Raw genomic sequence first — 12,926 nt, 5'->3', positions numbered from 1 at the left:
GAACAGGTTTCCTCGGGGTAGAAACAGGGAACGGCGAAACTCAGGCGGCCTGCCGGCGGTCGATCACCCGCCGGGCCTTGCCGGTCGCGCTCGCGGGAATGCCGCCCGCGGCGAGCACCGTCACGCCGGCCGACACGCCGATCATCGTCTTGATCCGGTGCTGCAGCTCGCGCGCGATCGCCGCGCGCTCGGCATCGGTCACGCACGCGACGGCCTCGGAGCGCAGCTCGACCGCGAGATCGAGCCGGTCCATGTGGCCGTCGCGCGAAAGCGTGATCTGGAACTGCCCCGACAGCTTCGTCTGCGCGACGACGATTTCCTCGATCTGGCTCGGGAACACGTTCACGCCGCGCACGATCAGCATGTCGTCGGAGCGGCCCGTGATCTTCGCGAGCCGGCGCATCGCGCGCGCGGTCGGCGGCAGCAGCGCGGTGAGGTCGCGCGTGCGGTAGCGGATCACCGGCATCGCCTCCTTCGTCAGCGACGTGAACACGAGCTCGCCCTCGCTGCCGTCCGGCAGCACCTCGCCGGTCACGGGGTCGATGATCTCCGGATAGAAATGGTCTTCCCAGATCACCGGGCCGTCCTTCGTCTCGACGCATTCGCACGCGACGCCCGGGCCCATCACTTCCGACAGCCCGTAGATGTCGAGCGCGTCGATGCCCACGCGCGTCTCCACTTCCTCGCGCAGCGCCTGCGTCCACGGCTCCGCGCCGAAGATGCCGATCTTCAGCGACGACTCGGCCGGGTCCATGCCCTGCCGCACCATCTCGTCGATCAGGTTCAGCATGTACGACGGCGTGACGAGAATGATCTTCGGCTCGAAATCGCGGATCAGCTGCACCTGCTTTTCAGTCTGCCCGCCCGACATCGGCACGACCATGCAGCCGAGCCGCTCCGCGCCGTAGTGAATCCCGAGGCCGCCCGTGAAGAGCCCGTAGCCGAATGCGTTGTGCAGCGTGTCGCCCGGGCGGCCGCCGGCCGCGCGGATCGAACGCGCGGTCACGTTCGCCCACGTGTCGATGTCGCGCGCGGTGTAGCCGACCACGGTCGGCTTGCCGGTCGTGCCGCTCGACGCATGCACGCGCACGACCTGCTCGCGCGGCACCGCGAAGAGGCCGAACGGGTAGTTGTCGCGCAGGTCGTGCTTGGTCGAGAACGGGAATTTCGCGAGATCGGCGAGCGTCTTCAGGTCGTCCGGATGCACGCCCGCCGCGTCGAACGTGCGGCGATAGTGCGGGACGTTGTCGTACGCGTGGCGCAGCGACCACTTGAGGCGCTCGAGCTGCAGCGCCTGCAGTTCGTCGCGGCTGGCGGTCTCGATCGGCTCGAGGGCGGCGGCGGGGTGCGTCGGGTGAGTCATCGGGGTGCTCCTCCAGTGGAGTGATGTCGTTATCGTGATCGGGGTGACGGGCCGGCGGCTAGCGGAACGTGCGGCCGGCCGCGTGCAGCGCGGCGATGCGCGGCGACACGCGATAGCGGTCCTCGCCGTAGCTCGCCGCCAGGTTCGACAGCACGCGAAACACGCGGCCGATGCCGATCGCATCGGCCCACGCGAGCGGGCCGCACGGGTAGTTCACGCCCTTCTCCATCGCGAGATCGAGATCGGCGGGCGAGCACACGCCCTGGTTCACCGTGTCGGCCGCCTCGTTCGCGAGCATCGCGACGGTGCGCATCGCGACCATGCCCGGCACGTCGGCGATGCCGACGACGCGAAAACCCGCTTGCTGGAACAGCCCGACCGCATCCGCATAGGCCGCGTCGCTGCACTGCAGCGCGCGCGTCAGCGCGACGAGCCCGGCCTGCGCGTAATCGCGCGCGAGATCGACGAGCACGAGGTCGGCCACGCCGGTTTGCGCGGCCCGCACGGTCGCGGTGCGGCCGTCGGTCAGCGCGATCGACGCGCGGCCGGCCACGGCGAGCAGTTCGTCGGCATGCGCGCCGTTCTGCCGCGCGAGCGCGATACGTTCGACAACGCGGGCATGCAGCGCGGCGGCCGGGCCGTCCTGCGCGAACAGCACGACGTCGGCCGGCGCATCGCACGGCGGTTCGAACGCGGGCGCGGGCGGCGTCGCGCCGTCCGCATACGAATAGAAGCCGCGCCCCGACTTGCGCCCGAGGAAGCCCGCGTTCACGAGTTCCTGCTGGATCAGCGACGGCGTATAGCGCGGATCGTTGAAGTACGCGCGGAACACCGACTCGGTCACCGCGAAGTTCACGTCGTGGCCGATCAGGTCCATCAGCTCGAACGGCCCCATCCGGAAGCCGCCGGCGTCGCGCATCACCGCATCGATCGAGGCCGGCGTGCCGCCCTGCTCGTTCAGCACGCGCAGCGCCTCAGCGTAATACGGCCGCGCGACGCGGTTCACGATGAAGCCGGGCGTCGACTTCGCCAGCACCGGCCGCTTGCCCCACGCGGCGGCCGTGTCGTAGAGCGCCTGTGCGACGTCCGGCGCGGTCGCGAGCCCGCTGACCACCTCGACGAGCGCCATCAGCGGCGCCGGATTGAAGAAATGCAGGCCGGCCACGCGCTGCGGCGCGCGCAGCCCGGCCGCGATCGACGTGATCGAGATCGACGACGTGTTGGTCGCCAGCACGCAGCTGTCGTCGACATGGCGTTCGAGCGTCGCGAAGATCTCGCGCTTCACGTCGAGCCGCTCGGCCGCCGCCTCGACGATCAGCGCGGCGCCCGTGAAGTCGGCCAGCGCGCGCACCGCGCGAATCCGGCTGCCGGCCGCGTCGGCCTGCGCCGGTTCCATCCGGCCCTTTTCCGCGAGCCGTGCGAACTGCGCGCGGATGCCGGCCAGCGCCTTGTCGCATGCGGCTTCGTTCAGGTCGTACAGCAGCACCGCATGACCGGCCGCCGCGGCCACCTGCGCGATGCCCGCGCCCATCGCGCCCGCGCCGATCACGCCGACGACCGCCGACTGCGCCAGCGCGCCCGAATTCACCGAATGTGCAGAAGAAACAGCCATCGCTTGCGATCCGTCATGAAGTGGAAGTGCGAGCGATTATAAACCGACCGGTCGGTAGATTTATGTCAGGGCGAGCCCGAATTTGTCGTGCAAGAGACCGTTACGAAAAGCGCAAGAACAAAAATTCGACCGATCGGGGCACTTTTTTGAAACCGAAAGGTCAATGAAAGCGTCCGATTATGAGATAGTGTCCCCCGAACGCCTGATAAAATTCGACAAATCGCCGAATTTCAGGGGGAAACCGCGTGTCACGCCGCTGCCGTCCACCGCGTGCCGTCCTTTCGGGGTCGGAATCGCGCCATCCGCCTGTCGTGACGTACCCGCGCCCCGCCCTCGGCACCCGGTCGCATCGAACCGTTTCATCCAGCGACGGGCTTCGGCCCGCCCGCGCCCCTCGCCGCTTCACGGCGGCGAATCCAGGGCAGCACGGCTCCGCGCTGCCGCCCATCAGCATCATCGTCCACGTTCGGCGGATCATCCGGCCGGGCTTCGTCAACCCGTGACGGCGCGTCGCGCGCCGCCACTCGCATAGGAAACCGTCCATGCCGCTCTCGTCCAACCAGCTCCCGCGCTGGACCCTCGTGGCCCCGCTTGCCGCCTGGCTGGTACTCGCGCTGTCGCGCGTCGTGCCGGCCGAAGGCCTCGTCATCGCCGTGTTCGCCGCCGCCCTCGCCGGCGCCGTGTTCGCCGCCGTCCACCATGCCGAAGTCGTCGCGCACCGCGTCGGCGAGCCGTTCGGCACGCTCGTGCTGGCGGTCGCCGTGACCGTCATCGAGGTCGCGCTGATCGTGTCGGTGATGCTCGGCGCCGGCCCCGAGAAATCGGGCCTCGCGCGCGATACCGTGTTCGCCGCGGTGATGATCATCTGCAACGGCATCGTCGGCCTCTGCCTGCTGGTCGGTGCGTGGAAGCATGGCGAGCAGGATTTTCAGGGGCGCGGCGCGAGCAAGGCGCTCGCGGTGCTCGCGTCGCTGTCGGTGCTGTCGCTCGTGATGCCGAACTACCTGAACGCCGCGCCGGGCCCGTTCTTTTCGAAATCGCAGCTTGCGTTCGCCGGCGTGTCGTCGCTCGTGCTGTACGGCGCATTCGTATTCGTGCAGACCGTGCGCCACCGCGACTACTTCCTCACCGAGCACGACAGCGCGAACGAATCAGTGCATGCGGCACCGCCGAGCGGCCGCACCGCGCTGATCAGCCTCGTGCTGCTGTTCGCGAGCCTCGTCGCGGTCGTGCTGCTCGCGAAGCTGCTGTCGCCCGCCGTCGAGCATGCGGTGATGAAGCTCGGCGCGCCGGAAGCGGCGGTCGGTATCGTGATCGCCGCGCTGGTGCTGCTGCCCGAAGGGCTCGCGGCCGTCACCGCCGCGCGGGCGAATCGCCTGCAGACCAGCATGAACCTCGCGCTCGGTTCGGCGCTCGCGAGCATCGGGCTCACGATCCCGACCGTCGCGGCCGTGTTCATCTGGGTCGGCCAGCCGCTCACGCTCGGCATCGGCGCGATGGAAACCGTGCTGCTGTCGCTGACGCTGCTCGTCAGCACGCTGACGCTCAGCCAGGGACGCACGACGGTGCTGCACGGCGTCGTGCATCTGTCGCTGTTCGCGGCGTACCTGTTCCTGTCGGTCACGCACTGATGTAAAGCGGCGCGCGGCACGGCGAAAATGATCCGCCGTGCCGCGCGCCGCGCTTCAACTCCCGCTGCTACACCTTCCCCGCTTCACCCTATTCGCTTCACGCAGCGCCTATCGCTCCGGAAAGTCGTGGACGAACGCGTCGACCGCATGGCCGTCGAGGCTCGGCCCGCGGCCGACCAAGTTACGTCGCGGCGCCGATCGAGGTGTCCGCATCGAACCCATACAGCACGGCCGGGTTGTCGACGAGTATCGCGCGGCCGACCGCCGCGTCCGCCGCGCACGCGTGCAACCAGCCGAGGAGCTGCGCATCGTCGGGCAGCGGCGACGCGTTCGGGTGCGGCCAGTTGCTGCCCCACACGCAGCGCGCCGCATGCGCGCGTGCGAGCACGGTGGCAAGGCGTGCGACATCGTCGTAACCGGGCGCACCGGATCGCGAGGTCTCGTAAGGCGCGGACAGCTTCACCCATACGTGGCCGCGATCCAGCAGGCGCCGCAACGCAACGAAGGCCGGCGCATCCGGTGCAACCGGCGTCAGGAACTTGCCCGTGTGATCGATGACGACGCGCGCCGCCGACGACGCCAGCATCGGCTCGACGTCGGGCAGCGTCCGGCCGTCGAGCTGCAAATCGATGTGCCAGCCGAGCGGCGCGATCCGCGCGGCCATCCGCTCGAGCTCGTCCCATCGCGCGACGCCGCCCGACAGCGTCATGAACCGCACGCCGCGGATGCCTGCCGCGTGCAGCCGCTCGAGTTCGGCATCCGGCACGTCGACCGGCACCGTCGCGACGCCGCGCGCCTGCGGGCCGAGCGCGGCCAGCGCATCGAGCGTGCAGCGGTTGTCGAAGCCATAACCGGTCGGTTGCACGACGACCACGCGCGCGAGGCCGAGCGTCTGTTGCACGCGGCGATACGCATCCACCGGCGCATGCGGCGGGCGGAACGTCGCCGTCGGCGCGAGCGGATATGCATCGTCGTAGATGTGGATATGGCAATCGCACACCGGCGCCAGCCGCATGCCGCCTTCGTCGCGCGTCATCGCACACCCGGCGCGGCGGACGCGTCGGCCGACCGCCAGCGTTCGAGCCGCGTCGCATGCGCGACGTTGACCGCGCCGTTCGGCACGCGTGCGTCGAGCAGCGCGGCGAGTTGGTCGACCGTCTCCAGCGCCTGGTGCTCGACCGCCGGTCGCGTCAGTCCGCCGATGTGCGGCGTGGCGATCACGCGCGGATGCGCGGCGAGTCCGGGCGTCGGCATCTGGTCCGCCGCGCGGCCGACGTCGAGCGCGCAACCCGCCAGCCGGCCGCCGTCGAGCGCGTCGGCCAGCGCCTGCTCGTCGACCAGCTCGCCGCGCGACGCATTGACGAAGCACGCGCCCGGCTTCATCGCGGCGAACGCGCGCGCATCGAACAGGTTCGCGGTGGCCGGCGTCGCGGGCGCGAGGCACACGACGTAATCCGCGTCGCGCAGCAAGGTCGCGCGGTCGACCTGATCGATCGACGGCGCGTCGACCCGCACGTACGGGTCGCACACGAGCACGCGCATCCCGAACGCCGTCGCGATCGGCACGAGCTGGCGCGCGATCTGTCCATAACCGACCACGCCCAGCGTGCTGCCGCGCAATTCGCGGCCCATCCGCGGCAGCGGCGGCGTGCCGCGGTGGTACGCATCCGCGTAGCCGCCGATCCCGCGCGCGAGGCCGATCATCGCGCCGATCACCCACTCCGCGACGGCCGGCCCGAACCCGGGGCTCGCCTGCGTGACCAGCACGCCGAACTCGCTCGCCGCGTCGACGTCGACGGTACGGATGTCGACCGCGCAGCGCAGGAACGCGGCGAGCGCGGGCAGACCCGCGAACAGCGCGCGTGGCGCCGGCGTCTGCCGATACGCGATGATCGCATCGCACCCCTGCGCGGCGGCGATCAGCTCGTCCGTGCCGAGCTCCCGGTCGAGCGGATTGCACGTGACGTCCGCGAGCGCCTGCAGCGCGCGCAGCGCCTTCGCGCCGAAGTAGTAATCGAACATCCCCGACGGATGGGTCACGTAGACGCGCGTCATGCGTTGTCTCCGTTCGATTCGACCGCGCGCGGCCGCGGCCCAACCGACGCGCGCTCGACCAGCGTGACGCCCGGGAACACGCACTGCCCGGGCGCCGATGACGGGTCGCCGTCGTGCCGCATCACGCGCCGCACCATCTCCGCGGCCATCTCGGTGACGGGCAGCTGCACCGTGGTCAGCGCCGGCCACGAGATCGCCGACAGGAAATGGCCGTCCATCCCGACGACCGACACATCGTCCGGCACGCGCAATCCGCCGTCGCGCAGCCCCGCCATCAGGCCGAGCGCGAACAGGTCGTTGACCGCGACGACGCCGGTCGGCCGCGCCGGATCGGCCGCGAGCGCGGCGCCGAGCGCGCGCCCGACCTCGACGATCACCGCGTCGCCGTATTCGTTCGCCGGGCCGCCTTCGAGCACTTGCGCATCGGCGCCTGCGTCGCGCGCCACTTCGAGAAAGCCGCGAATCTTGTCGCTGCGGCTCACGGTGATGCCGGCCACGGTCGCGAACGCGAGCCGCGTATGGCCCGCGGCGACGAGGCAGCCGGTCGCGAGCCGCGCGGCCGCCTCGTTGTCGGCCGTCACGTGATCGACCTTCGATTGCTCGCCGGGCGTCGCGCGGCGGTCGTAGCTGACGACCGTCATCCCGCGTTCGGCCGCGCGTTCGAGGTGGCTTTCGTCGGCGAGCGACGAGATCACGATCACGCGCCGCACGCCGTGCGCGAACAGGTCGTCGAAGAACGCCGCCTCCTTGCCCGCGTCGCGGTACGTGTTGCCGATCAGCACGCGATGACCGTACTGCTCCTGCGCGCAAGCCTCGATCTCGCGCGCGATGTAGCCGTACATCGGATTCGCCATCGACGGCACCAGCAACCCGACGAGCGGCGTCTGCCCCGTCTTGAGCTGGCGCGCGAGCGTGCTCGGCCGGTACTGCAGCGCATCCATCGACGCCTTCACGCGCTCGAGCGTCTCCGGCTTCATCTGGTCGGTGCGGCCGTTGAGCACGTTCGAAACCGTGCTGACCGAAACGGCCGCATGACGGGCCACGTCCTGAATCGTACTCATGTCGTCTTGCATTGAACGGGCTACAGGCCGAAACGGGCCGGCAGCCACAACGAAAACGCCGGTGCGAAGATCAGCGCCACGAGGGCAACGAACAGCACCAGCAGGTATTTCACCATCGGCCGGGCGACGCGCGCGACCTCGGTCCCCGTGATCGCGCAGGTCGTGAACAGCCCGAGGCCGACGGGCGGCGCGAACAACCCGAGCCCCATCGCCACCACCACGACCGTGCCGAAATGCAGCGGGTTGATGCCGAGCTGCAGCGCGATCGGCGCGAGCAGCGGCCCGAAGATGATCAGCGCGGGCGCGCCTTCGAGCACGGCGCCGAACACGATCATCAGGAGCGCCGCCAGCAACAGGAACGCCGTCGAGCCGTACTGATGGGCAAACGCGGTCATTGTGCCCGAGACGAGCGCCGGAATCTGCTCGATCGACAGCGCGAACGACACGCTCGACGCCGCCGCGACGATGAACAGGATGCCGCTCGCCATCGATGCCGCACGCACGAACACGCGGCCGACCGAGCGCCAGGTCAGTTCGCGGAACGCCGTCCAGCCGATCACCAGCGCATAGACCACCGCGAAGGCCGACACTTCCGTCGAGGTCGCGATGCCCGACGTCACGCCCTTGCCGATCATCACGACCATGATCAGCGCGACCAGCGCGCCGCCCGCGAGCGGCAGCCACGCGCGGCGCTCGACGAACACCGCGTCGATGTCGATCCGGCGTCCGCAGATCACGGTCACGACCGCCAGCGACGCGGCGAGCACGGCCGCCGGCACGATTCCCGCGACGAACAGCCCCGCGATCGAGATGTTCGCGACAAAGCCCATGATGATCATGTTCACGCACGGCGGGATCGTCTCGGCCATCACCGCGCTGCACGCGAGCAGCGCCGCGGTTTCGTCGGGGTCCTGGCGCGCACGGTGCACGGCCGGCATCACGACGCCGCCCACCGCCGCGATGTCGGCCAGCTTCGAACCCGACACGCCGGAAAAGCACGCCGTCGCAAGGATCACGATCAACCCGAGCCCGCCGCGCACCCGCCCGAAGATCCGCAGCAGCAATTCGACGAGCCGCGTGGACATCCCGTTCGACTCCATCAGCAAGCCGGCCAGCACGAAGAACGGCACCGCCAGCAGCACGAAGTGATCGGCGCCGGCCATCACCTGCTGCGAGTAGACCTGCAACGGCAGCGTCGGGTCGGCGAGGAAATACAGCAGCGCCGAGAACGCGAGCACGAAGCCGATCGGCACGCCCAGCACGAGCCCGCCGACGAAGCCGGCGATCAGCAGCGCCCCCGGCGCGATCGCATGCTCGGGCCGCAGCGCGTTCCAGCCGTACACGGCGCCCGCGAGCACCGCGCAGCACGCAAGCGTGCCAAGTACGCGGCGGCGCGGCGCGTTCAGCGCGTTCGCGAGCGCGAACACGCTCATGAACAGCGCGCCAAACATCATCGGATACACGTTGATCCAGCCCGGCAGGCCGCCGGTCGTCAACTGGTCGTACGAATCGCCGAGCAGCTGCCACGACGACGCCAGCAGGTTCAGCGACACCGCCGCGACGATCCAGTGTCCGATCTGCACGAGCGCACCCTGCCAGCGCGCCGGCAGCCAGCCGCGGAACAGGTCGATGCCGACGTGCTGGCTGCGGCCGAGCACCGTCGCCGCGCCGAAGAACACCAGCACGATCATCAGCGCGCTCGCGACCTCCTCGGCCCAGTCGACCGGGTCGTGCAGGAAATAGCGGAACACGACCGACACGAACACGACGAGCACGTCGACGGCCAGCACCGCGGCCGACACGTATTCGATCCAGCGCATCGCCGCCGCTAGCGCGCGGACGGCGGCGCGCGCGGGGCGGGCTGGGCCGGCGCCCGGCACGACGCTCGAAACGGAACCGGTATCCATTGCTCAACCCCGCGCCGCGGCGATCGCCGGAAACAGCGGCGCGGTGGCCGGATATTGCTTGGCGAACGCGACGTAGAGGCGGTCGTGCATCGCCTGCCGCAGCGCGGCGCGCTCGGCCTCCGCCATCGGATGGAACGTCATCCCGTGCTGCTTCAGCGCCGCCTCCGCCTGCGCGGCCTTCTGCGTCGCGATCGCGCGCTGCTGCGCGGTCGCATCGGCCACCGCGCGGTCGAACGCCGGGCGCAGGTTCGCCGGAATCCGCTCGAGCGCGCGCCGCCCCATCACGACGGTCATCGCCGCGAACACGTGGTGCGATTGCCAGCACGACTTGACGATCTCGTCGAAGCGGCTCGCGAGCACGGTGGCCGGATCGTGCTCGAGCCCGTCGACGACGCCCGTCTGCACGGCCATGTACAGCTCGCCGAATGGAATCGGCGTCGGCACCGCGCCCATCACCTTGAAGGTGTCCATGAACGCCGGCGTCGGCAGCACGCGCAGCTTCGTGCCCTTCACGCCCGGCAGCGCCGTCACCGGCTGCTTCGTGAACACGCAGCGCCCACCGAAGTGCGAGCCCCACGTCAGCACCGAGCAGCCCGCGCGCTTTTGCAGCAGCGCGTTCAGGCTGGTGCCGACCTGGCCGTCGAGCACCTTCGCGACGTGCGCATAGCTGTCGAACAGGTAGCCGAGATCGAGCATGCCGAGCTCGGGCGCGACCGTGGCCCAGATCGACGACCCCGCGATCATCATGTCGATCGCGCCGATCTTCACCTGCTGCGCGACGTCGCTCTCCTTGCCGAGCTGGCTGTTCGGAAAGTAGTCGACCCGGATCGCATCGCCGACGCTCGCCTTCAGGTTCGCGACAAGCCGCTCGTACCACACGTAGTGCGCTGCGTTCTGGTCGGCCGGCATCGACGACGAGCAGCGCAGCGTCACGGTTTGCGCCGCGCGGCCGATCGCCGGCAGGCCGCCCGCGACCGCGAGCGTGGCGGCGGGCGCCGTTTGCAGAAAGCGCCGCCGGGTGAAGGTAGTCATGGCCGTCTCCTTTGCAGTGCGCCTCCAGGCGCAACTGTATCGATTTAGTGTATCGATACAGTAATACGACGACCGATGAGAGAAAAATGAGGGTTTTCCCGTGGCGAGGATGAAAAACGGGCCTTCCGCGTGGTGGGATTGGGCCGGACTCGCAGACGGCGCGGGTCTGTGCCGGTCTTGCGGGCCGATGTCGGCGCGCGTCGGGCGCGGCGCCTGATATCATCAGACAACAGACTTTATCTACACAACGCCCCCGCCGTCCGCCTCCTGCGTCAGAAACTGCTCGACCATCGCGTTGAACACCGGCAGCGCCGGATTGTCGTTGTCCGCGCGCCACGCGAGATACAGCTCCGCCGCCACGTCGACGTCCGCGAGCGGCCGGAACACCACGCCGTCCACATGCAGCTCGCGCGCCGACGCCGGCACCAGCGCCGCACCCAACCCGGCACGCACCAGGCCGAGGATCGTATGCGTCTGCCCGACGTAATGCAGGTAGTTCGGCAAGCGCCCGGCGCCGGCGAACATCCCCGAGATCATGTCGTGGAAGTACTTGCCCTCGTTCGGCGAATACGCGATGAACGGCTGCCGGTCGAGCTGGTCCGGGCCGATCCGCTCGTACGCGGCCAGCGGCGCGCCCTGCGCGACCGCGACGAGCATCGGCTCGCGTTGCACGAGCCGGTATTCGAGCGGATGGCGCGCCGCGCGCTGGCGCACGAAGCCCGCATCGAGCATGCGCGACGCCAGCGCGTCGATCTGCACGGTCGACACCATTTCACGCAGTTCGACGTCGACGTCGGGCAGCGCGTGCGCCGCGTGCGCGAGCAGCGCCGGAATCATCCGGTACGCGCTGACGGCCGTGAAGCCGAGCGTGATGCGGCCGGCCCCGCCATGCGCGACGCGCTGCGCGGCCTGTTCGGCCCGCGCGGAAAACTCGAGGATGTGCCGTGCGTCGCGCAAGAAGCGCTCGCCTGCCGCGGTCAGCCTGACCTGCCGGCTGCTGCGTTCGAGCAGCGCGATGCCGAGCGCGTGCTCGAGCAACTGGATCTGCCGGCTGAGCGGCGGCTGCGTCATGAAGAGCCGCCTGGCCGCGCGCCCGAAATGCAGTTCCTCGGCCACGGCGACGAAGCAGCGAAGCTGGTTCAGTTCAATCATTCAAATCTTGAATCAATCGATAGCGTCTTGATGTTAGACCGATATCGATTCGATTCCTATACTCGGTTGCACCTGATGCGCGGCCCGCGCCGCGCACGCCGACCGAGACCCTCATGACCATCGACCTTCTGCTCACCCAGCCGCTTCCCGACACCATCGACGCCGAACTGTCCGCCCGCTACGCGGTGCATCGGCTGTATGCGGCCGACCAGCCCGACGCGCTGCTCGATCGCGTCGCATCGCGCATCCGCGGCGTCGTCACGGGCGGCGCGAACGGATTGCCGGCCGCGTTGATGGCGCGGCTGAGCGCGCTCGAGATCATCGCGATCAACGGCATCGGCACCGACGCCGTCGATCTCGAGCTCGCCCGCGCACGCGGCATTCACGTGACGACGACGCCCGACGTGCTGACCGACGACGTCGCCGACATGGCGCTGGGGCTGATCCTGATGACGCTGCGCGACCTCGGCGCCGGCGAGCGCATCGTGCGCGCCGGCCGCTGGGGCAAGGTGGCGCAGCCGCTCGCGACGCAGGTGACGGGCAAGCGGCTCGGCATCGTCGGCCTCGGCCGCGTGGGACGTGCGATCGCGCAGCGCGCGCAGGCGTTCCGGATGCCGGTCAGCTATTTCGGCCCGCGCGAACACCGCGACAGCGGCTATCGCTACGTGCCCGACCTCGCCGCGCTCGCGCGCGACAGCGACGTGCTCGTGCTCGCGGCGTCAGCCGATCACGGCAACGTGCTCGTGACCGCCGACGTGCTCGCGGCGCTCGGCAGCAAAGGATTCCTGATCAACGTTGCGCGCGGCAAGCTCGTCGACGAAGCCGCGCTTGTGCGCGCGCTCGCAGACGGCACGATCGCCGGCGCGGGGCTCGACGTGTTCGCCGACGAACCGCGCGTGCCGGCCGCGCTGCTCGAACTCGAGCGCGTCGTCGTGCAGCCGCACCGCGCGAGCGCCACGCACGAGACACGCGAACAAATGGGCCGGATCGTGCTCGCCAACCTCGCCGCGTGCTTCGCGGGCCAGCGGCCGCCGACGAGCGTTACAGGCTGACCGCCGCACGCCCCTCCCCGACCAAGACAACATCCAATGAAACGCCTCCGTACGCCGGAGG

The 12,926-nt window shown here is 69.8% G+C and carries 10 protein-coding genes; 2 read left to right on the top strand and 8 right to left on the bottom strand.

The window, feature by feature from the left end:
- Positions 1-40: 40 nt before the first annotated feature.
- Entirely contained in the window at positions 41-1,363 is a 1,323-nt protein-coding gene (paaK, locus tag DID99_RS28030; RefSeq protein ID WP_124667942.1) for a phenylacetate--CoA ligase PaaK, read from the bottom strand.
- Positions 1,364-1,421: 58 nt separating this feature from the next.
- The gene (locus DID99_RS28025; RefSeq protein WP_124667941.1) at positions 1,422-2,975 is read right to left on the bottom strand and encodes a 3-hydroxyacyl-CoA dehydrogenase; all 1,554 of its coding nucleotides are present in this window, start codon (positions 2,973-2,975) and stop codon (positions 1,422-1,424) included.
- A gap of 542 nt (positions 2,976-3,517) precedes the next feature.
- On the opposite strand from DID99_RS28025, the gene DID99_RS28020 reads away from it, so the two are divergent.
- Entirely contained in the window at positions 3,518-4,606 is a 1,089-nt protein-coding gene (locus DID99_RS28020; protein WP_124484620.1) for a calcium:proton antiporter, read from the top strand.
- A gap of 181 nt (positions 4,607-4,787) precedes the next feature.
- On the opposite strand, the gene DID99_RS28015 is transcribed toward DID99_RS28020, so the two are convergent.
- The 6 genes from DID99_RS28015 to DID99_RS27990 form a co-directional block, all read right to left on the bottom strand.
- The gene (locus DID99_RS28015; RefSeq protein ID WP_124667940.1) at positions 4,788-5,642 is read right to left on the bottom strand and encodes an amidohydrolase; all 855 of its coding nucleotides are present in this window, start codon (positions 5,640-5,642) and stop codon (positions 4,788-4,790) included.
- Entirely contained in the window at positions 5,639-6,661 is a 1,023-nt protein-coding gene (locus tag DID99_RS28010) for a D-isomer specific 2-hydroxyacid dehydrogenase family protein (RefSeq protein WP_124667939.1), read from the bottom strand. The genes DID99_RS28015 and DID99_RS28010 overlap by 4 nt, the downstream gene beginning before the upstream one ends.
- Positions 6,658-7,734 carry a LacI family DNA-binding transcriptional regulator gene (locus tag DID99_RS28005; RefSeq protein ID WP_124484617.1) on the bottom strand — a complete coding sequence of 359 codons (1,077 nt, stop codon included), beginning with the start codon at positions 7,732-7,734 and terminating at the stop codon, positions 6,658-6,660. The genes DID99_RS28010 and DID99_RS28005 overlap by 4 nt, the downstream gene beginning before the upstream one ends.
- A gap of 8 nt (positions 7,735-7,742) precedes the next feature.
- Positions 7,743-9,629 carry a TRAP transporter large permease subunit gene (locus DID99_RS28000; protein ID WP_124667938.1) on the bottom strand — a complete coding sequence of 629 codons (1,887 nt, stop codon included), beginning with the start codon at positions 9,627-9,629 and terminating at the stop codon, positions 7,743-7,745.
- 3 nt (positions 9,630-9,632) lie between these two features.
- Positions 9,633-10,661, bottom strand: coding sequence for a TRAP transporter substrate-binding protein (locus DID99_RS27995; RefSeq protein WP_124667937.1), 1,029 nt, complete (start codon positions 10,659-10,661; stop codon positions 9,633-9,635).
- A 240-nt stretch (positions 10,662-10,901) separates the two neighbouring features.
- Complete coding sequence (locus DID99_RS27990) at positions 10,902-11,813, bottom strand: LysR substrate-binding domain-containing protein (RefSeq protein WP_124484614.1); 912 nt, start codon at positions 11,811-11,813, stop codon at positions 10,902-10,904.
- Positions 11,814-11,926: 113 nt separating this feature from the next.
- Between DID99_RS27990 and DID99_RS27985 the strand changes: the two genes are divergently transcribed.
- Positions 11,927-12,865, top strand: a complete 939-nt coding sequence (locus tag DID99_RS27985; RefSeq protein WP_124667936.1) for a 2-hydroxyacid dehydrogenase — start codon at positions 11,927-11,929, stop codon at positions 12,863-12,865.
- Positions 12,866-12,926: the final 61 nt, after the last annotated feature.

The sequence above is a fragment of the Burkholderia sp. Bp8986 genome, from assembly GCF_003854225.1.
Lineage (GTDB): Bacteria > Pseudomonadota > Gammaproteobacteria > Burkholderiales > Burkholderiaceae > Burkholderia.
Note: the sequence above shows the minus strand (reverse complement) of the source record. Positions and strands in the feature narration are given on the sequence as shown.